The sequence below is a fragment of the Streptomyces sp. CA189 genome, from assembly GCF_056428985.1.
Genome location: NZ_JBWJVM010000001.1, coordinates 342,833 through 362,250, shown reverse-complemented (window position 1 = coordinate 362,250; position 19,418 = coordinate 342,833). Strand labels below are relative to the sequence as shown.

The 19,418-nt window shown below is 70.2% G+C and carries 18 protein-coding genes and 1 pseudogene; 6 read left to right on the top strand and 13 right to left on the bottom strand.

Annotated elements, in window-relative coordinates; all coding sequences use genetic code 11:
• Positions 1 to 344 precede the first annotated feature (344 nt).
• The gene (locus AC061S_RS01710) at positions 345 to 2,555 is read right to left on the bottom strand and encodes an SdrD B-like domain-containing protein (RefSeq protein WP_478683980.1); all 2,211 of its coding nucleotides are present in this window, start codon (positions 2,553 to 2,555) and stop codon (positions 345 to 347) included.
• Positions 2,556 to 2,702: 147 nt separating this feature from the next.
• The gene (locus tag AC061S_RS01705) at positions 2,703 to 3,860 is read right to left on the bottom strand and encodes a Dyp-type peroxidase (RefSeq protein ID WP_478683979.1); all 1,158 of its coding nucleotides are present in this window, start codon (positions 3,858 to 3,860) and stop codon (positions 2,703 to 2,705) included.
• 78 nt (positions 3,861 to 3,938) lie between these two features.
• On the opposite strand from AC061S_RS01705, the gene AC061S_RS01700 reads away from it, so the two are divergent.
• Together AC061S_RS01700 and AC061S_RS01695 are read left to right on the top strand one after the other, a co-directional pair.
• Positions 3,939 to 5,276 (top strand): right-handed parallel beta-helix repeat-containing protein, encoded by a 1,338-nt coding sequence (locus tag AC061S_RS01700; RefSeq protein WP_478683978.1) that lies wholly within the window; start codon positions 3,939 to 3,941, stop codon positions 5,274 to 5,276.
• A complete protein-coding gene (locus tag AC061S_RS01695) occupies positions 5,273 to 6,046 on the top strand; it encodes a hypothetical protein (protein ID WP_478683977.1) in 774 nt (257 codons plus the stop codon). The genes AC061S_RS01700 and AC061S_RS01695 overlap by 4 nt, the downstream gene beginning before the upstream one ends.
• A 363-nt stretch (positions 6,047 to 6,409) precedes the next feature.
• Here AC061S_RS01695 and AC061S_RS01690 read toward each other — a convergent pair whose 3' ends face one another.
• The 5 genes from AC061S_RS01690 to AC061S_RS01670 form a co-directional block, all read right to left on the bottom strand.
• Positions 6,410 to 6,796 (bottom strand): nuclear transport factor 2 family protein, encoded by a 387-nt coding sequence (locus AC061S_RS01690; RefSeq protein ID WP_478683976.1) that lies wholly within the window; start codon positions 6,794 to 6,796, stop codon positions 6,410 to 6,412.
• 195 nt (positions 6,797 to 6,991) lie between these two features.
• Positions 6,992 to 7,264: a hypothetical protein gene (locus tag AC061S_RS01685; protein WP_478683975.1), complete on the bottom strand. Its 273-nt coding sequence runs from the start codon at positions 7,262 to 7,264 to the stop codon at positions 6,992 to 6,994.
• 50 nt (positions 7,265 to 7,314) lie between these two features.
• A complete protein-coding gene (locus AC061S_RS01680) occupies positions 7,315 to 7,581 on the bottom strand; it encodes a hypothetical protein (RefSeq protein WP_478683974.1) in 267 nt (88 codons plus the stop codon).
• 94 nt (positions 7,582 to 7,675) lie between these two features.
• On the bottom strand, positions 7,676 to 7,864 hold the full coding sequence (locus AC061S_RS01675) for a hypothetical protein (protein ID WP_478683973.1): 189 nt from the start codon (positions 7,862 to 7,864) through the stop codon (positions 7,676 to 7,678).
• Positions 7,865 to 7,869: 5 nt separating this feature from the next.
• A complete protein-coding gene (locus AC061S_RS01670; protein WP_478683972.1) occupies positions 7,870 to 8,454 on the bottom strand; it encodes a DUF5994 family protein in 585 nt (194 codons plus the stop codon).
• A gap of 389 nt (positions 8,455 to 8,843) precedes the next feature.
• On the opposite strand from AC061S_RS01670, the gene AC061S_RS01665 reads away from it, so the two are divergent.
• Positions 8,844 to 10,919 carry a SpoIIE family protein phosphatase gene (locus AC061S_RS01665; protein WP_478683971.1) on the top strand — a complete coding sequence of 692 codons (2,076 nt, stop codon included), beginning with the start codon at positions 8,844 to 8,846 and terminating at the stop codon, positions 10,917 to 10,919.
• Positions 10,920 to 10,965: 46 nt separating this feature from the next.
• Here AC061S_RS01665 and AC061S_RS01660 read toward each other — a convergent pair whose 3' ends face one another.
• The 3 genes from AC061S_RS01660 to AC061S_RS01650 form a co-directional block, all read right to left on the bottom strand.
• Complete coding sequence (locus tag AC061S_RS01660; RefSeq protein ID WP_478683970.1) at positions 10,966 to 11,178, bottom strand: hypothetical protein; 213 nt, start codon at positions 11,176 to 11,178, stop codon at positions 10,966 to 10,968.
• A gap of 290 nt (positions 11,179 to 11,468) precedes the next feature.
• A complete protein-coding gene (locus AC061S_RS01655) occupies positions 11,469 to 11,819 on the bottom strand; it encodes a hypothetical protein (protein WP_478683969.1) in 351 nt (116 codons plus the stop codon).
• Between the two features lie 129 nt (positions 11,820 to 11,948).
• Entirely contained in the window at positions 11,949 to 13,070 is a 1,122-nt protein-coding gene (locus tag AC061S_RS01650; protein WP_478683968.1) for a tetratricopeptide repeat-containing glycosyltransferase, read from the bottom strand.
• A gap of 322 nt (positions 13,071 to 13,392) precedes the next feature.
• Here AC061S_RS01650 and AC061S_RS01645 point away from each other — a divergent pair, with 322 nt between their 5' ends.
• On the top strand, positions 13,393 to 13,914 hold the full coding sequence (locus tag AC061S_RS01645; RefSeq protein WP_478683967.1) for a peptidylprolyl isomerase: 522 nt from the start codon (positions 13,393 to 13,395) through the stop codon (positions 13,912 to 13,914).
• 17 nt (positions 13,915 to 13,931) lie between these two features.
• On the opposite strand, the gene AC061S_RS01640 is transcribed toward AC061S_RS01645, so the two are convergent.
• A complete protein-coding gene (locus AC061S_RS01640) occupies positions 13,932 to 15,224 on the bottom strand; it encodes a DUF2079 domain-containing protein (RefSeq protein ID WP_478683966.1) in 1,293 nt (430 codons plus the stop codon).
• A 745-nt stretch (positions 15,225 to 15,969) separates the two neighbouring features.
• Between AC061S_RS01640 and AC061S_RS01635 the strand changes: the two genes are divergently transcribed.
• Positions 15,970 to 17,187, top strand: a complete 1,218-nt coding sequence (locus tag AC061S_RS01635; RefSeq protein ID WP_478683965.1) for a collagen-like domain-containing protein — start codon at positions 15,970 to 15,972, stop codon at positions 17,185 to 17,187.
• A 131-nt stretch (positions 17,188 to 17,318) separates the two neighbouring features.
• On the opposite strand, the pseudogene AC061S_RS01630 reads toward AC061S_RS01635, so the two are convergent.
• Both AC061S_RS01630 and AC061S_RS01625 read right to left on the bottom strand, forming a co-directional pair.
• Positions 17,319 to 17,588, bottom strand: a pseudogene (locus tag AC061S_RS01630) (DUF5990 family protein); the annotation flags it as partial.
• Positions 17,589 to 17,685: 97 nt separating this feature from the next.
• A complete protein-coding gene (locus AC061S_RS01625; RefSeq protein WP_478683964.1) occupies positions 17,686 to 18,339 on the bottom strand; it encodes a maleylpyruvate isomerase family mycothiol-dependent enzyme in 654 nt (217 codons plus the stop codon).
• Positions 18,340 to 18,410: 71 nt separating this feature from the next.
• Here AC061S_RS01625 and AC061S_RS01620 point away from each other — a divergent pair, with 71 nt between their 5' ends.
• Positions 18,411 to 19,328, top strand: a complete 918-nt coding sequence (locus tag AC061S_RS01620) for a LysR family transcriptional regulator (protein WP_478683963.1) — start codon at positions 18,411 to 18,413, stop codon at positions 19,326 to 19,328.
• Positions 19,329 to 19,418 lie beyond the last annotated feature (90 nt).

Sequence of the window (19,418 nt, the reverse complement as noted above, 5' to 3'; positions counted from 1 at the left end):
GCATCTTCTCGGTGCGAGCCGTCAGCTCGTCGATGTGGTCGACGAGGATCCGGTGCACCAACGTTTCGTCCAGGTGTAGGCACGGCTCGTCGTGCAGCCGCAGCAACTCGGCCACACGGGCGCCGCCCGGCACAGCCCGTCCCGGAACATCTTCCCCACAGGGCAGCACGGCAGAAGGCACGCCACTCTCGATTCTCATGCGCAGTCGACAGGCGGCGGACAGCCACTCGCCCATTAACCGATCGACGTCCGCAGTGGTCACCGAGCTGACGAAGAGGGCCCAGATCTGTGACCTGGGCCCTCTTGGCGGAGCGGATGACGGGAATCGAACCCGCGCTAGTGCGTCAGAGGCGGTTGATGAAGAGACCGGCGTCGACGGTGTGGTCGACGGTGCCGGGTGCGCCGGTGGTCACTTCGGTGGTGGCGAACTGGCCGGTGGGTGCGGTGTCGGGGACGGCGTCGGAGTTGAGGTCACCGGGGGCTCCGACGGCTTGCACGGGCGACCAGACCAGGCCGCTCGCGGCGGGCGGGCGACGGGAGTTGATCACGCTCGTGTCGGCGGTGGACTTGTCGAAGCGGATCTTGTACTTGGTGTTGGGGCGGACGCCGTGCTCGGGGCCGAAGTAGTAGGCGCCGTCGGCGCCGGTGCGTACGGTGGCCAGCAGGCTGCCGTCCTCGGCCAGGAGCTGGACGGTGACTCCGGGAATGCCGGGCTCGTCGTCGTCGACGCTCTGGGCGCCGCCCTTGTTGCGGTCGTACCAGACGCGGCTGCCGATCTGGACGGCCGGCTCGTCGCAGAGGACTTCGAGGTCGCCGAGGCCGTTGGCCTTGCCGAAGCCGCCGTCGAGCGGGTCGTTGAGCTTCTGGAGGGTGAAGCCCTGTTCGCCGGGGTTGGCGCCGCGGCTTCCGGTCAGACGGTCGAAGTAGGCGGTGCCGCCGGTGAAGAACTGACTGGCCGGGTCCATGGCGGTGGAGGCGATCCGCTGCTCGCGGAGGTGGAGGCCGATGGCGCCCTGGGCGGTCTCCAGGTGGGCGCCCGGCACGAAGTCGCCGGGGTAGAACTCGACGACGTTGGCGGGCTGGCCGCCGTTGGGGCGAGTGGGGGCGTTGTTCGGGCAGGCGCCCGTGCCCTCCCACTCGAACGTGCCGTTGGGCTTGCGGCAGGCGCGGTTGAGGTCGCCGCCGGAGTCGGTGATGCCGCTGTTGGCGTAGGAGGGGTTGGCGTTGGGCATCTCGTGGCCGCCCATGTCCGCGAACCGGTCGCGGAAGCCGAGGACCATGTCGCCGTTGCTCTCGATGGCGATGTCACTGAGCTCGGGCTCGGGGTGGGCGACGAGCTGCTGGGGGAAGGTGGCGGCACCGACTGTCCACGGGAACCAGCGGTTGAAGCCGGGGACGCCGACGTTGACCTCGCCGCGGGGGAAGGTGAGCGGCTGCTGGAGGATCGGCGCCGGGGCGAAGGCCGCGGTGACGGGGTTGTACGTCCACACGACCGCCCTGAGGTTGGCGGCGGCTTGGGAGGACTCCGCGGAGCAGACCCCGCCGACGTAGACGACCCCGTCCCGAACGCCGAGGCCGAAGGGGCGCCAGTCGCCGGCCGCCTGGCAGCCCGGGTTGGGGATGGCCACGGACGTCAACGGCGCGGCGGCCGTCGGCTGGGTGGCGTCGTACGTGTACAGCCTGCGGTCGGCCAGGTTGACGGCGAACAGCTGGCGGTTGTCCTCGGAGATGTCGATGTCGCCGAGCGACTCCTTGCCGACCACACCGACGAAGGGGCCGTCGAAGCGGACCGAGTCCTGGTGTGCGGTGGTGCCGGCGTTCGGGACGGTGGTGAAGAGGGTGGTGGCGCCGCCGTTCCGGGGGGTGACGTAGATGGCGCCCTGCCCCGAGGGGCCGTAGACGGTGTGCCGTTTGGCGTGGGCGCCGGTGAAGATGCGGCGCTGCTGCTTGTGGTAGGCCACACCGTAGGTGTTGCCGGTGTCGGTGCGGGTGGCGAGGGCGGTGGTGTTGCCGGGGTTGCTGTCACCGCGTTCGCGGAACGGGAAGGTGACCGTGGTGCGGACGCCACCGGACTTGGTGGCGGCGACCTGGCAGACCGTACTCAGCCGGGCGTCGTCCTCGCACCAGTCCGCCGGGTTGCGCACGCCCATGGTCAGTTCGGCGTCCCCGTCGACCACGTCGATGATGGCGGCGTCCGACGCGAGGCCGCCGGCGGCGCCGAAGGTGGGCTCGAGGAAGGAGCCGTTGGGCATCTTCATGCGTACGTAGTACTTGCCGCCGGTGAGGACGGTGTTGGGCGGGAAGACCGCGTATCCGTCGGCGCCGGTGACCGCGGTGACCACATTTCCTTCGTAGTCGGTCAGCTCGACGGTGATACCGGCCGCCGGGAGCTCGGAAGCGGGATCGTGGCGGCCGTTGGTGTTGGAGTCACGGATGACTTTGATGCGGGCCGTGCCGTCTGCCGGGTCCGCTCCGGCCGCGGGTTGCTGTAGGACTCCGGTGGTCAGGGCAAGACCGGCGGCGAGCGCCACCATGGCCTTCCTCAGGGCTTTCACAGCTCTTCCTCCATGTCACACACAGTGGTGATGAACACGTTGCGTGAGCATGATCTTGGGGTGTTGATCTTTCCCGATAGGCCCTGTCGGCAGATTCGCACTTTTGAGTGACTTGCCGCTGGACGGGGTGGGATGTGCAGAACGGATTCAGCGGTGACCTGCGAAAACGCTACTGCCGAGGGGTTTTTCGGGGCTGAAGCCCGGAAGGATGAGGAAGGCCCCGGACGCGGTGGCCGTGACGAAACGCATCAGGTCGTCGCCGTCGTCCAGGCGGCGTTGGGTGGCGGTGAACGTGCGCAACTGCCGCTGGAAGCCGACGAACAGCAGCCCTTGGTCCGCGGGGCCGTTGCGGTAGCTGTAACCCCGGCGCAGCATCCGGCCGCTGCCCGTGGCGTTCGGATTGGCCCGCCGTGCGTGCGCCATGGCAGGTACCAGGTACCGGCCGCGCGCCGACTTCGCCGCCAGATCGAGCCGATCGGCCGGAGCCCCGCCGCTCAGTGGTGCGCCATCTGGCTTGCGCCGCCCGATCACCTCCTCCTGCCGGGCCGGGGGCTGGGCGAGGAACTCGGGTACGTCGATGCGCAGCCTTCGTACGACGGCGATCGTGGCGTCGGCCAGCGGGGCGGGCTCGGGCAGCCAGACCTCCCGCTCCAAGTCGGCGCGGGTGCTGGGGTTCTCGATGCCGTCCGGGAAGCCCAGCAGATTGCGGACCGCTCCTCCGCCCGGCGGCCGGAAACCCGTCTGCGACCAGCGGCGCGAGGCGCCGTCGGAGGACAGCTGAGCACTCAGGTGCGTATCGGCGAGAACCACGGCAACGGGGTCGCTCGCACACGTCTGCACCAGCAGGTCGCCACCCCATGCGCGCGCGGTCCGCTCCTCGCCGGCGAAGGCCGGCAACTCCAGCCCGCCGGCCACGTTCTGACGTGCGAGGGCGACGAGTCGCGGTCCCGCGCCGACCGTCACGGTCAGGTCCCCGACCTCCAGCCCGAGGGCGATCCGGGGCTTCCCGGTCAGCTCCAGGACGGCTTCGCCCAGCCGTGCGGCCACCTGGGCGGGGTCGGCTCCCTGGGGGAGGTCGTACACCGACACCACGGCGTGGGTCTGCGGTTGCGTCGGGCGGTCGACCCCGGCCTGGCGCGGGCCCGAGGCCAACACCGCGCCGGGCGGCTGCCCGTCTGCCGGTCGCGGGCCGGAGGCGGGGGGCGTCGGGGCGCCGGACCGGCACCCGCTCAGTGAGACGACGGCCGGCAGCGCGCCCAGCAACGCACGTCGAACCACCGAAGGGTTGTCACTCTGCGTGGTCATGTGGGTACTCTACGCACGACTGATCGGCCGCCGGTCCGCTGCGGCCGGCCCCGCCTGCCCGGATGAGGACGTCACGCCGTGTCCGCTCCCCACCTGCGACTCCGGTTCCTAGCCGTGCTGTTCGCCTGCGCCGCGACGGCCGCCTGCAGTCCGCGCGCAGCCGGGCCCGCCGACGATGCCCCCCGCGCCCCGGCCACGATCCGTGTCCCCGCCGAGGCGCCGACGATCACCGCCGCCCTGGAGCGGGCCCGTCCCCACGATCTGGTCCTGGTCTCACCGGGCCGCTACCGCGAGACCGTCCACATCCGTACCGGACAGGTCACGCTGCGCGGCACCGACCGCAACCGTGTCGTCATCGACGGCGAAGGCCGACGCGGCAACGGCGTCGTGGTCACCGCCCCCGGCGTGACCGTGGAGAACCTCACCGTCCGCAGCCACCTCCAGAACGGCGTACTCGTCACCGGTCTGAAGAACGGAGGCGAAGGCATCGGCCGCGGCAGCGACGGCTATGACCGCCTCGACCCGGCGGCGAACCCTCCCCTGAACGGCTTTCGCGTCCGCTACGTCACCGCCGCCAACAACGGCCTCTACGGCATCTACGCCTTCAACGCCCGCCGCGGCACCATCGAGCACAACTATGCTTCCGGAAGCGCCGACTCCGGCCTGTACGTGGGCCAGTGCAAGCCCTGCGAGATCCTGGTCCGCGGCAACATCGCCGAGCGCAACGCCGTCGGCTACGAGAACACCAACGCCAGCGGCCCCCTGTGGATCGTCGGCAACCGCTTCACCGGCAACCGGGTCGGGATGACCGTGGGCTCCGACTACCTCGAGGCCCTCACCCCTCAGACCGGTGCGACCATCGTCGGCAACCTCATCGCCGACAATGCCGCCCCGGACACCCCCGAACAGGCCGACGGCGGGTTCGGCATCGGCCTGGGCATCGCCGGCGGTCGCAGCAACACCGTCCAGCGCAACCGCATCACGGGCCACCCCCGCGCAGGCCTGATCCTCTCCTCCTCCGAGGACATGCCCCCGATGGGGAACAGGGTCACCGCCAACAACTTCGCCGCCAACGCCCTCGACGCCGCATACCTCGCCTCGCCGCACGCCCCCGGCAGCGGGAACTGCTTCGACGGCCCCCTGGGTCGCACTCTCCCCGAGGACCTGGCGGACACCATGGACTGCCCCGGTACGGCCAGACCGACCCCGGGCCCCCAGACCGCAGTGCACACTCCGCCCGCCCCCGTCGGCCTGCCCTTCCTCGACGTCCCCCTTCCCCCTGCCCAACCGCAGCTCCCGCAGGCCGCCACGGCGCCCGCCGCTCCCGCCACCGGCAGGCCGGAGCCCGTCGACCCGGCGACCGTTCGGTTGCCCGCCGCGACCTTGCTCGCCGCGTACAGCCGGGACGGCCGATGACCCGGGTCCGCGCTGCGGTGGCAGCCGCGCTGACCTGCTGGCTCGCCCTGACCTCCTGCTCCGGACCGGGCAGGCCCGACGTCGAGGACGGCGCCCCCCGGCCCCTCACCGCCGAGGAGGCCGACCGCGTGGCGCTGGCCCGCTTCGCGACGTACCGGCGCGGCACGGGAAACGTCACCATGACCATTCCGTCCCGGGGCCGGACCGTCACCCTCACCGGCCGCATCGACTGGCGCCGCCACCTCGGCTACGCGGAAATCCGGGCCGACGCCGAGTCGTCGGCCCGAGAGCTCATCCAGTGGAACCTCACCAGCGTCACCACGCGCCCCGACTGGCCCGGCGGCCTGCCGAAACAGCCCCCCGCCACTGGCTGGGAGGCACACCGCCTCACCCCGCACGCCTCCCCGCTCGACGCAGCCCTTCTCCTGTTGCTCAACTTGGGCACCGACCGCCCCGACAACGCCCAACTCCTCGCCCGTAGTAGTGCGCGCCTGGTCAGGCAGGACCACGTCGCCAAGGCCCCGGTGATCGTCGTCGCCGGTCCCGCCGCCCCGACCGCCGGGGCCGACCAGTCCAAACTCGGCAACACCCGCTACTGGATCGACGACGACGGCCGCCTGCTCCGCTTCAGCGCGCGGGCCGGCGGGGAGAGCGCGTGGATGACCGCGGAACTTCCCCAGAGCCCGGCGGACCCGCTGCCGGCACCGCCGCCCGTACTTACCCGGGCCGCACTCGACCCGCCGAGCTCTCCACCCCCCGTGCCTAGTTGAACCCTGCTCCGGCAACGACGAAGGGTGAACAGGGGCGGTCGGCCTCGGGCCGCGTCCAGGCTCGGCGCTACGCGTTCCACCCGGTGAGTCTCCTCCGTGGCCTCGCCAGGGCACTCATCCCTTCCTGGCGGGTGGCTGCTGGGGAAGCCCCGGAGCCCCTTTCCCGGTGCAACTCGCGCGACAAAGAGAGCCACCATGCCACCACGCACTTCATCGGCCCGCGTCGAGCAACCGCGTGCGGCGTGGCGGTCAGAAATCGTCTGACGCCGAGGGGCGGCTTGCAGCCCATGGGGGCCGCAGCCTCGCGGAGAGGGAGCGACGGCCGGGCCCGCAGCTCGTAGCGGAGGACCCGGACCGGGCGGTTCAGGAGAAGATCAGGCGGAAGATCTGGTTGTAAATGAAGAAGCCGCCGGCCTGCCCGGGGATCGGCTGCAGGTTGAACGTCTCTCCGAACGACATGGGCTTGTCGTGGGCGTTGTCTACGGCGAGGCTGCCGGTCACGGCGACCAGGATGCCGCCGCCCGGCGCGGGCTGCGAGTCGACCGTGGTCACCGCGTGCTTGACGGTGCCGAGTTCGGGCTTCGTCAGGGTCGCGATGATGTCCGATGTCCCCTGAACCTGCCGGCTCTCCCAGGTGAGCATCGACTCGGGCCGGTAGAGGGTTTCGAGCCCCTGACGGGTCGCGCCACCCGTGTCGAAGGACGAGTAGTAGTGATTGGTGAACGCGGAGGCGACAGAGGTGAAATCCATGCGCGGAAGGTATCAGGTCGATCGCTGTCCGTGGTCGATCTTGGCGGGGTTCGCGCGGGAGTGTGCGGTGCGCCCGGAGTTGATGCCCCGTTAGGTGCTCTCTGGCGCACGAATGGCACGCGGGCCCCGAGAGGGGGCGCGGAACTGAAGCACTGGTGTACTCACGTGCCAGGTCCTTCACCTGTGCAAGGGGATTCACCCGTGCTCTTCCTCCTCGGCCTCCATGCGCCGGATTCCCTCGTGGGTGAGGGTGACCATCGCGGGGGTGTTGCCCGGTTCCCAGTCGACGGTGATCAGGCCTTCGCCCGCCAGGTACGTGCAGGCGGCGGCCAGGTCCTGTTCCGGTACGTGGAGGTCGCGCCGTAGCTGTGCTCCGGTGATGCCGAGGAGGCGGTTGCCTTCGACGGCTTCGTACAGGACCCGGAGTACCTCATCGCGGTAGGTCTTGCGCTCGCGCAGTGTGGCCATGACCGCGTCCTTTCGTGTGCGGGGGTGGGCTCCGGGGTCCGTGGTGGTTCTCAGGTCTCGTCGGAGTGGGTGCCGGCGCCGACGGGGGTCCGGCTGGCGGCCAGCCAGGAGCGGACGGGGCCGGCGGGTGTTGCCGTGTCCACGGTGAGGTGGAGGCGGGTGTTGCCGTCGAGGCCGGGATAGCTGCGCTGTTCCGCGCCGGCGAAGCAGCCGCGCAGTGCCTCTGCGACCGCTCGGGCGGCTTCGGGCGTGTGCGCGATGATCCGTACCTCGGCGTGCCCGAGCGACGGCAGTGTCTGGGTCTCGATGTACTTCACGTGGGCGTGTTCCCTTCGTGGTGGGCGAGGAGCCGGCGGGTGGGGCGCCGTGGCGCCCCGCCCGCTGCCCCCGGTCGGAGGAAGGTCGGTTCCTTCACCGGTCGGCATCTGTGTGGTGGGCTCGACGACTGGTGTCGTCCGGCAGGCCGGGAGGCCTCGGCAGGGGGTCGCTGAAGTGGTAGGCCTCGATCCGGGCGTCGTGCTGGGCGTTGAGCAGGTGGATCAGGCGCATTCCGATGCCGGTCGCGAGGATGGTCACGGCGATGAGGACGATGGTCTCCACGGAGCTCACCTCCAGCCGTTCCCGGGCAGTGGCAGGGTGCGTCGGTCCATAGGGTTCCCGAAGGGGGACATGCAGGCCCCGCCTTCGCTCTCCCAGCCGGCTTCCTGGCGCTGGGCATCGCGGATGCCGCGCCCGATGGCGGCTTCGTTGGCCATCAGGACGCTCGCGGTGAGGTCGCTGCCGGGGATCGCGGCGGCGGCCATCAGGCGGGCCGCGGCGGCGGGCTCGGTCTCGGGCGGGATGACGAGGAGGTCCCAGCGGCCGACGGTGTAGGAGAGCAGGATCAGTTTGTCGGGGTCCTGTTCGGTGAACCAGGCCACGTGCAGCGTGCGCCCGTCCGCGGGCACCGTGTGCGGTACGGCGGGCCAGCGGATGGGGTTCACGGTGACGCGGGTGATGCGCCCCCAGGGGTCCTCCAGGGCGGCGGCGAGCGGTGGGAGCTCGGCTGCGAGGTCGCGGGAGTGGGGCCACCAGGCCCCGTCCAGCTGGCCGGCGAGCATGGTCTTCGGGGTGAGGGACAAACGGGCCGGGAGGGCCGGGAGATCTGCGGCGAGGTCGCGGGGCGCGGTCCGGTCGAGGGTCTTGGTCATGATGCGGACCTGCCCCCGGACTGCCCGTCGGCAGCCCGGATTTTAGGCAATCGCCAGGAATGACACCCGCGTGAAAGCAGGTGCGCGAAGTACTCCCGGTACTTTCACTGTACGCCCGTTCGGTGGACTATGACCGGCGTGACCAGCCATTTTCCGGCGGGCGGGGGAGCGGGCGGCCGGAGTTTCGCGAAACGACGGCGGGCTCGCGCAGGTCGCCGACCGGGCACCGGCGTCGGCATCGGCGCCTACCTGAGGTGACGTGCGGATGCACCCCGTAGACGGGCGGACCCGGATGGCTGACTCCGCCTCGCTGCTCGTGCAGAGGTGCGGGGTCGGCTGTGGGGGAGGGAGGATGGGAGTCGCGGGCAGCGGGTGGAAGGAGTCCCGGGATGCGCGCAACGGAATCCTTCCCGGCCTACCCCGGCCAGCCGTCGGATGGTGGTTCCCCCGAGCCGGGGGGCCTGCTGGATGTGCTGAAGGTCGCGGCCGTGGTGCTCGACGCGGACGGGCGGATCAGGTTGTGGAGCCCGCAGGCCGAGGAACTGTTCGGATACACCTCCGCTGAGGCTCTCGGCCGGTTCGCGGGCCGGCTGCTGGTCCACGAGCAGCACCTTGAGCTGGTGGTCGACCTGTTCGCGCGGGTCATGGCGGGCGGGGGGAGCTGGGCGGGCGTGTTTCCCGTGCGGCACAAGGATGGCGGCACGCGGCTGGTGGAGTTCCGCAACATGCGGCTGGAGGACGGCCGGAAAGGCCTCTATGCCCTGGGCCTGGCTACCGACCAGGCGACGTTGCGGAGGGTGGAGCGGGATCTGGCGCTGTCCACCCGGCTGATTTCGCAGTCCCCGATCGGGCTGGCGGTGGTAGACACCGATCTGCGGTACGTGACCGTCAATCCGGCGCTGGAACGTATCAACGGCCTGCCGGCCGCCGATCATGTCGGCCGGAACGTCCGAGAGGCCTTGCCCTTCTTGGACGCCGAGGCCATCGAGTCCGCCATGCGTGAGGTTCTGGCCGACGGAATCCCGATCCTTGACCGTGAGTCCACGGGGCGCACCCCGGCCGACCCGGACCGCGAGCACGTGTGGGCGGTGTCCTTCTACCGGCTGGAGGCCTCCAACGGGAAGGTGCTCGGCGTCGCGACATCCGTCGTCGACGTCAGTGAGCGGCATCGCGCCACAGCCGAGGCCGCCCGGGCCCGGCAGCGCCTCGCGCTCGTAGCCGACGCCTCCCTGCGCATCGGGACCACGCTCGACCTCGGCCAGACCGCCCGCGAACTCGCCGAAGTCTCAGTGCCGGAACTGGCCGACGTGGCCGCGGTGGACGTGCTCGACAGCATCCTGCACAGCCGCGCGGCCGTTCCCGTAAACGAAGGGTCAGCGGTATTCAGGGCCCTGGCCGTGGCTGCCGCGTACCCCACAGAGGCGGTGCGTGCGGCCGATCCGCCGGGCGAGGTGGCACGCTACGACGCCGACCGGCTGGTCACCCGGTGCGTGAACACCGGCCGCCCGGTCCGGGTGCCCCACGTGGACGCCGATGACCTGATCCGCATCGCCCGCAGTCCGGAAGCCGTCGGCATGCTGGCCGCCGCGGGCCTCCACTCCTACCTGGCCGTGCCGCTCATAGCCCGCGGCGAAGTCCTCGGCGCCCTCGACCTCAAGCGCCTGCACAATCCGGAACCGTTCACCGCCGACGACGAGGTCCTGGCCGGCGAGCTGGCCGCGCGGGCCGCCGTGTGCATCGACAACGCCCGCTGGTACCAGCAGGCACGCAATACCGCCCTCACCCTCCAGCGCAGCCTCCTCCCCAAGCAGCCACCGGACCCGCCCGGCCTGGAGATCGCCTACCGCTATCAGCCCGCCCAAGCGGCGGACGAGGTCGGCGGCGACTGGTTCGACGTCATCCCCCTGGCGGGGGACAAGACCGCCCTCGTCGTCGGCGACGTCATGGGCAGCGGCATCAGCGCCGCCGCAACGATGGGCCAGCTCCGCACCGCCACCCGCACACTGGCCGAACTCGACCTCGACCCCGCCCAGGTACTGCGTCACCTCGACCGCCTGGCCGAGCCCATGGGGCAGACCATCACGACCTGCCTCTACGCCGTCCATGACCCCCACCACACCCGCTGCCTCATCTCCAACGCGGGGCACATGCCCCCCGTGTTGATGCGTCCCGGACGGCCGCCCGAACTATTGGAACTGCCCACCGGAGTACCTCTAGGCGTCGGAGACTTCCTCTTCCACACCACCAAGTTCGATCTTCACCCCGGCGACCAACTGGTCCTCTATACCGATGGCCTGGTCGAAACCCGCGACCAGGCCATCGACGAACGGCTGAACGCTCTCCTTGCCCTCCTCGCAAAGCCGCCGCGATCCCTGGAGGAGACCTGCGACATGCTCCTGCACGCACTGCGTCACCCCGGCGACCACGACGACGTCGCCCTGCTCATCGCCCGGGTCCAGCCCTGACACTCCCGCGGCCGGGCTCTGGATGTGTGGGCGAGTGGTGCTCCGGTCAGAGCGTCTCGTCGTGCAGGTCTTCCTCGCGCAACAGGTCGTCCTCGCGGCGGCGCGAGTTCTCCTTCGGGCCCTGCTTGTGGCCTTGCTTCTGCCCCTGCTCGCGGGACGCCTTGCCCGGCTTGGGGTGCGCGGGGTCCCCGGAGCGATGATGCTCCTGCGCCTCGCGGCCCTTGCCCGGCTCCTGGTGCCTGTCCTGTGCATCGCCCATGACGGCGACTCCTCTTGATCCGTAGGGTTGGGATTCCTCGCGGATCACGCTGACACGCGTAGTGACAATCTGCATCATTTCGACCACAGGGTGTGGCTTACGGGTGACCCCTGTCCTCTGTGGCGGCGCCGGAAGGCGGGCCGTCAGGGTCGAACTGAAGTCGGGGAGGCGTAGCCCTGAGCAAGACGACGGCCTGCACAACCCCAACGGGGTCGCACAGGCCGTCGTGCCGCAGGCCCGGGTCTACCAGCAGCTCCCGATCCCGGACGGGGCCTTCACGTGTACACCCGTCACGGCGCGGCCGGCGTCAGGACGGCCCGCGCGGGACCCTCCGGCAGCACGGGGGCTGCCTGCACCACGATGGTGCGCGCCGGAGCGGCGGGCGCAGCAGCCGGAGCAACTGGAGCCGCCGCCGGCGTGGCGGGCTGCGCCAGAAGCGGCTCGGCCGCTTGCTGGAGCGTCGTCGCGCCCCCGTTGGTCAGGACGACCGTCGGGTTGAGGATCCGAGAGAGCGAGAGGTCCGAGACGCTGAGGCTGTCGAGGAGCGAGACCAGCGGGTCGGCCGCGTGGGCGGGCGCGCCACCGAAGAGGAGGACCGTGCCGGCCAGGCCGCCGACTACTGAGATTCGATTGATCTGCATGTTCGGCAAACGGGAAGGCGCCGCCCGGGTCACCGCTCCCGTCCCGCCCTTCCCTCGATCGGCCCCGTCGATCCCCCCGTCCGGCCCCGAGAAGACAGGAAACGCGTCGCGCGGCCGCCGCGGTCCGGGTCAGGAGGGGGTCAGGGCAGGCGCAGGGGTTGGTTCGGCCCTGCGTTGGTCCGCACCCAGCTTGCGCTGGGCGAATCCGAGGTTGCGGGTGATCCGTTCGCGCTGTTCCTCGGGTAGCTTGCCGTCGCCGAGGAGGCGCTGGCAGCACTCCCTGGACTCCTCGTACTCCCCCACCCAGTAAGCCGAAATTGCGAGTTCGTCGAGGGCGCGCCAGTTGTACCAGTCGAACTCGACGAACAGGATGTCGGTCGGATAGGGGATCCGCGCCGCCTGCTTCGCGAACAGGTGGGCGAGCGGCCAGCGCGGCGGGCCTGCGAGTCGGCAGAAACGTGCCAGTTCACCGAGGGCTTCGGCGCGCGAGGGACGACTTTCGTGCGCGCGGAGGTAGCGGTCGATCACCTCGGCGGCCGGCCGGTCCAGACGAGCCGCGAGGCGCGCGGCATAGAGGTGGGCGCAGAAGACCTCCTCCCCCCAACCACCCATGGTGGCCCGGCGGTCGTAGGCGGCGAGCGCCTTTTCCGGCTCTCCTGCATCGCGCCAGCTCTGAGCGAGGTAGAAGACATAGCGGGCGTTGTCGGGCTCCTTGGCCAGGCCCTGCTCAAGGATCCCGGCGTCACGCAGGTATTTCGTCCGCAGGCCTTCCCGCACACGCGCCCCGCCGCCCACGGAGAGGATGTTGGCGCCGTGGAGCGTCCCGAGGGTGTACGGCTTTCCGCAGTCGATGTACTCGTGCAGCACACCCATGTACCGCCAGGGCAGCCGCGTCGAGACCAGGGCCGGTCGCCAGTGGATGATCGGTCCGTCGTGGAGCGCGACCCGGTATGCGTCGCGGGTCAGCTCCGGCATGCGGAACTCCGGCTTCACCTCCATCAGGTCGTCGGCGTCGATGAACAGCAGGTAGTCCGCACTTCCGCGGGCGAGGTCGATTGCTTCGCTGCGACTCCCGTCGAACCCCTTCCACGGCCGCTCGTGCAGGGTGCCGCTCAGGTCGCCGAAGACCTCGCGGATGACGTCCTGGGTGCCGTCGTTCGAGCCGGTGTCCACGATGACCCAGGTATCGATCAGGGGGCGAACGGACTCAAGGCAGCGGCGGATCACCGGAGCTTCGTCCCTGACGATCATATTCAGGCAGACCGTTGATTTCACGGGCCTCATCCAAAACCAATTCCCCGCGGTGGACGGCTGAGGCGCGCCGATCGGAACGGGAAGGTATGTGTCGCTCGTGCCGATTCAACGACCCCTGGATACGCTCGCGGCATCGTGCAGGCAAACGCAACTCACCGCCATTGGGGAACACATGTCCGCGAAAAGGACGATGATCACGGCACTTGCGGTCACGGGGACATGTTCGGTGCTCACGTGGGCGTTGGTCTCTCTGACCGCCGAAGGCTCCGCCCCGAAACCTCCGGCCGCCCCGTGCTCCTACACCCCCACCCAGCGGGGAGTGGCCTCCGACATCCCCGTCTTCGATGCCGCGAAGGCCTCCCGGCCGTTCACAGCCACTTTGGTGACCAATCGAGGGCTGGTGCTGATGGAGGCGCTGACCGCCGATGCGCCTTGTGCGGCCAACTCGTTCTCCTTCCTGGCCAGGAAAGGGTATTTCGACGGAAGCAGGTGTCACCGCGTGACGACACGGGGGGTTTTCACACTGGAATGCGGAGACCCCGAGGGGAAGGGCAAGGCTGATCCCGGGTACACCTTCCCGGATGAGAATCTGGCCGGAGCCAAGTATCCGGCCGGAACGGTGGCGATGTCCAAGGCTGCTCCCGGCCGGAACGGAAGCCAGTTCTTCATCAGTTTCGCTGATCCGAAGGTCGCCATGCCCTCCCACTGGACTCCGTTCGCGCGAGTCATCGGCGGCCTGGACGTCGTGAAGGAGATCGGCAAGGCCGGCGTGGAGACCGGATCCACCGACGGCAGGCCCAAGAAGCCGGTCGTCATCGAGGGAGTGGTCGTGGTGCCGTGAGGGCCGCGTAAGGGCCGTCAGCCTGAGCGCCTGAGCAGGACGAAGCCGTCCTGCTCGGCCACGCTGCGATATCCCTGCGTACGGGCGAGATCCAGCGAGTCCCTCTCCTCGAAAACGCTCTGCGGCCACCGGCGGTGCGGCGGCACCCCGGTGTCCACCATGATCCACTCTGGGTCGGGGCGGCTGTCGGCCCAGCCGTAGAGGCTGACGCTCGTGCGGTTGGTGAGCTGCGGAACGAGTTGGTTGGATGCCTGAACGGTGGCTCCGTCAGGGATGCGGTCCATCAGGCTGTGGGCGACGGCGACGCGCGGATCGGGCCGCCAGGTGTCCGGCTTGACCAACTGCGACAGTGGGAACTGCGGAAGCAGCAGGGCTGTGATCACGACCGAGCCCCCCAGGTAGCGGCGCAAGCTGCTCTTGCTCGGCTGCCGCCTGCTCAGGGCATCGGCGAACGCGACGAAGATGATCGGCATCAGCACGAGCGAATGGTGGAGGCTGGTGCCCCAGTGGGTGTAGAGGTCGGACGCGAAGCGCCAGAGCATGGTCGGCAGCGCGACCCACACCAGCGGAGATCGCAGGGCCAGGAACAAGGTGGGTGCCAGCAGGAACAGCAGTGTCGTGATCTTGGCCGCAGGGGTGATGAGTCCGATCGTGGCCTGGTAGAGCAGATCCGCCGGCCCGCTGTCGCCGCCTTCAGGACCTGTCAACCAGTACAGATAGCCGTACGATCCCTCCGGATTGAAGGCCGGCAGAATCACCAGCATCGCCAGAGCGGTTCCGGCCAGACCGGCCGCGGCCATGGTGATTCCGAGCCTGCGAGCTCCGCGCCGGGCGATGAGGAGGCCGATGACGGCCACCGTGAGACCGAGGTCTTCCTTCACCAGCAGCAGAGGCAGGGCCCAGCACGCCGCGGCGCGCAGCCGGTCGCTCGCGAGAGAGATCAGCGAGCACATGAGCAGGGGTACGGCGAAGGCCACTTCATGGAAGTCGAGGCCGACCGCGCTCGCGATGCCCCAGGAGAGGCCGTAGCAGGCACCGATGACTCCGGCGGCCAGGGAGCCCAGCGTGCGTCGGGTCCATACGGTCAGGGGCACGACGCTCGCGGCGATCAGTGCCGCCTGCACGGCGAGCAAGGTCATCGGCGACGGCCAGAGCCGGTAGAGGGGCGCCACCAGAGCCAGGATGGGGTGGAAGTGATCCCCCATGACGGGGAAGTCCGGCCCCTTGACCTCGGACACGGGCAGACGGCCGTCCGCGTAGGACCGGATGACCTGTTCGAAGATTCCCAGGTCGAAGGCGTTGGAGAGCATCCGCTGATGGAGGCGGAGCGACAGCGTCGCATAAGCCAGGAACAGTGCTCCGGCGAGGAGCCAGATCCACCACGGAATTCCGGCTGGGCTTCGCGGTTCGGCCTCCGCTGGCACCCGTGTACCGGTGGCTGATTGCTGGGCTGGGAGGGCGGCGTTGTCTGCGGCGGGTGCTTGCATGACTGATGCCTTTCGAAGGCGGCTGCGGCGTCCGAAAACCCTCAAGATGCCAGTGATCCCGCGGTCGTGATTCCGAGCCACCTTCTCTGCGGTCAGAATCCACCGAACGGCCGCACAGCGCGCAATCGGCCGATGCGCCGACCGCCACCGCATGACGGCCCGCGCCACCAGTCCGTCGCCGATCTCGTGTCGGTCTACGGTCGTACGAGCCACCTGACCGTGCCGTTAGGCGAGGGTGAAGCCCAGTCGTTGCAGCGGTGGGGGGTCTGCGCCCGCCGAGGCCCTCCGTCATCTCGGGTTCGTCTTGCGCCGCAGCAGCCAGAAGTCGGCCTCGGACAGGCCCCGGAAAGGGAGCAGGTCGTACGAGTACGCCCGTGCTGGGCGCTCATGCGTGTGCCCGGGCCGGGGAGGCGCGCTGGAGGGTCGTCCGCATGGCCCGCCGGCGCTGGGCCGATGTGCTGATGTCCGCGCGTGCCTCTGACACGTGTCCCTGCGGGGGGTCGACTGTTGCCGAGGGTTTCGACCCAGCCCGGAGATCCACCTGATTCGGTTCCACAAGGAGTAGCGCATGAGTCCTGAGTCCAGGACCCGATCGTCCCTCGGCCCGCTTCCCCGGCGGGCAGGATGGCTGGCCACCGGCGCGTTCGCGTCGCTCGCTCTCGTTCTGGCGGGCATCGCGAGCCCTGCCGCAGCCGGGACGTGGGCAGCACAGCCCCCCGCGGCAGTGACCGCGGGGATTCAGGCGGACGGAGGCGACGACTGCAGGCCTGACGGGCATGACGGGCATGACGGGCCGCACGGGCCGGAGGGACCGGACTGGCTCGACGCGTCGCACGTGGAGGACTGGGCGGCGAAGCAAGGGCAGAGGTCCACCCCGCACCTCAAGCCGGGCGATGACCACGACAAGTGCAAGCCGGGTGGCCAGGGCGCGACCGGTCCGACGGGTCCGCAGGGTCCGACGGGTCCGCAGGGTCCGGCCGGTGCCGACGGCGCGGATGGTGCGACGGGTCCGACCGGTCCGCAGGGCCCGGCCGGTCCTGGCGGCGGGGCGACCGGTCCGACGGGTCCGCAGGGTCCGGCCGGTGCCGACGGTGCCGACGGTGCCGACGGTGCGACGGGTCCGCAGGGTCCGGCCGGCACGGCCGGCACGGACGGCACGGACGGCACGGACGGCACGGACGGCGCGGACGGCGCGACGGGTCCGACCGGTCCGCAGGGCCCGGCCGGTCCTGGCGGCGGGGCGACCGGTCCGACGGGTCCGCAGGGTCCGCAGGGTCCGGCCGGTACCGACGGCACGGACGGCACGGACGGCACGGACGGCACGGACGGCGCGACGGGTCCGACCGGTCCGCAGGGTCCTGCGGGTCCCGCCGTCTGCAGTGACGTCGACGCCTACGAGCCCAGCAACTCCAGCGAGGTCAAGGCCGTCCTGACCGACGGCCAGGTCGTCGGCGGCGTCCGCTCCATCCAGAATCCGAACACCTGGAACTGGCTGAACCTGACCCAGGGCACCAACGGTGGGGCGGACCTCCCCGCCGACGCCTGCTCCATCTCCGTGGCCTCCCAGGCGAACTTCGTGTCGTTCCAGGTGCTGACCACGGGCAACCAGCTGTACGAGCGGAGGTGTCAGCTCCAGAACAACACCGACACCCTGGTGATGTGCACCAACGGCTGGGTACTGGTCACCCCGCCGCTGCCGGGGGTCGGGACGGCCCAGCGTGCCAAGCCGGCCAAGGTCATGGAGGCCCCCATGGACCCCAACCACCGCCGGAAGGACATGAAGTAACCGGCGCCCCTGAGCTGATCGGGGTCTGACCGCTTGTGCCGTGTCCGGGTGCGCCCGGGCACGGCACACGCATGCCGCGGCCCGGCAGCCGCCGCGCCTCAGGGCCAGACCAGGCAGTACGCCTGATGCCCGCGCAGCGCGGCGTCGGCGGTGGCCGGGGCGATGGCGTCGAGCATCAGCTTGGCCCGCCGGAACATCATGAAGGTTCCTGCCTTGTCCACAGCGCCCCAGGACAGGTAGACGAACCGGTTGGTGGGACGGCCTTGAACGTACGGCCCCTTGATGCCGATGCCGACCTCGGTCGGGGTGGCCGTGCAGTCCAGTACCCACGTCGCCGTCGGTGCGTCACCGAGATGCGGATCGAGCAGCTCGTCCGGGCGGTCGCGCCGTTGGACCGCGACGAGCTCAGAAAATACCCTCCACGCCCGACTGAAGAATCAAGAGTGGATCTTCGGCGGTGCTTATGTGGCAGAGCTCGCACGCAGGCAGTCACCGCCGTCATGCCGGCGCAGCGAGGAAGCGATCGCCCAGTTCGCCGTGGAGGTGTCCTGGGGGGAGCCGTCGGCCGTATGCGAGCAGGAGGAGATCCCGTGCGGCGCCGGACAGCGGCGTTCCGGTACCGAAGGACCAGTCGAGGTCGTTGGCGCGGAGTTCGATGCCGTCCAGGTCGGCTCCGAAGAACTTGAGAGTCCTGGCGTTGACGCTCCCCAGGACGATGCGCAGGCGGTCTTCGGGAACTTGGCGTTCGAGCCCCAGAGTGACCGTGATGTCCAGGCCGTGGATCACATCGTGGCCCAGGGCTGCCTCGATCCCGCCGACCGGCGGCTTCCAGGGGTGATCCGCGTTGTCACTGAGGAATGCGGCAAGCTCACGCGTCGAATGGGTGGCTGCGTCCTTGTGGGCGCATCGATCGGTCATCCGATGGAGGCTGCCCCGCGATCTGATCAGTTCCCACGCCATCCTGGAGAGCGAGTAGCGAAACCCCATCGTCATGTGGGCTGCGACTTCCCGAACCCGCCACCCCCCGCACAGGGTCGGCGCGTCCCACTCCTCGGCCGACAAGCCGTCCAGCATGGCCGCCAGCTCCCGGCGTTCGGCTGCGATCGCGGCCCTGATCTCCGCCGCTGGTCTCCGGTGCGTCGTGTTACCCATGGCTTCAAGGCTCTCGGCAGCCCCGCCATAAGTCCAAGAGTTTGCATGTCTCGCAACTAGCATCATCAGTTATGGACATTCGCCAGCTGCGGTACTTCGTCACCGTCGCGGAGGAAGCCAACTTCACCCGCGCTGCCGCCCGTCTGCACCTGGCACAGCCGGGGCTGAGTGCCCAGGTCCGCCGGCTCGAAAAGGAACTCGGGCACCCGCTGCTCGACCGCTCCGGCCGGTCGGTGACCCTGACGGAGGTGGGCGAGGCCGTACTGCCGTACGCGCGGGCCGCGCTCGCGGCCGTCGAAGCGGTACGGCAGACCGCTGATGAGTTCACCGGGCTGCTCCGCGGCCGGGTCGCGATCGGGTTGGTCTCGGGCGCGGCCGCGGCAGCCCATGAGTTCGACCTGGCCGCCGTCTTGGCCGGCTTCCACGAGGACCACCCCCAAGTAGAGATCGCCCTGACGGAGGACAGCTCGGAGTGGATGCTCACCGCACTGAATCGCGGGGAACTCGACATAGCCGTGATCGGACTCGCGGACGAGGAACCCCCACCGGGCATCTCCCTCCAGGTCCTGGTCGACGAACCCCTGGTCGCAGCCGTTGCCCCGAACGACCCCGCCCTCACGCCCCCGGACCGCACGAGCATTCCGGTGGCCGAGCTCCGCGACCGCCCGCTGATCAGCCTGCCGCGCGGCACAGGGCTGCGCGGGGTACTCGACCGCGCGTGCGCGCAGGCCGGGTTCCAGCCCCGCATCGCCTTCGAGGCAGCCGCTCCGTTGTTCCTTGCACAGCTCGCCGCCCGCGGTCTCGGCGTGGCGGTGGTTCCGGCTCTCCCCGCGGGCGCGGCGTCGGCCCTCGGGCTGCGGACGCTGGAGATCACCGAGCCGCCGCTACGCGGCCGGGTCGCTCTGGCCTGGCGGGCGGACGGCCCCTCCAGCCCCGCAGCCACCGTCTTCCTGGACCTGCTGCGTACAACCCTGGCCGCCGCAGGCTGACCTGGGGGCCGACTTGGCGCGCCGTGACGGCAGTTACGGCACGCGAATGGCGCGTGGCCCCGACAGGTCTAGGCAACACAAAAGCCCCAG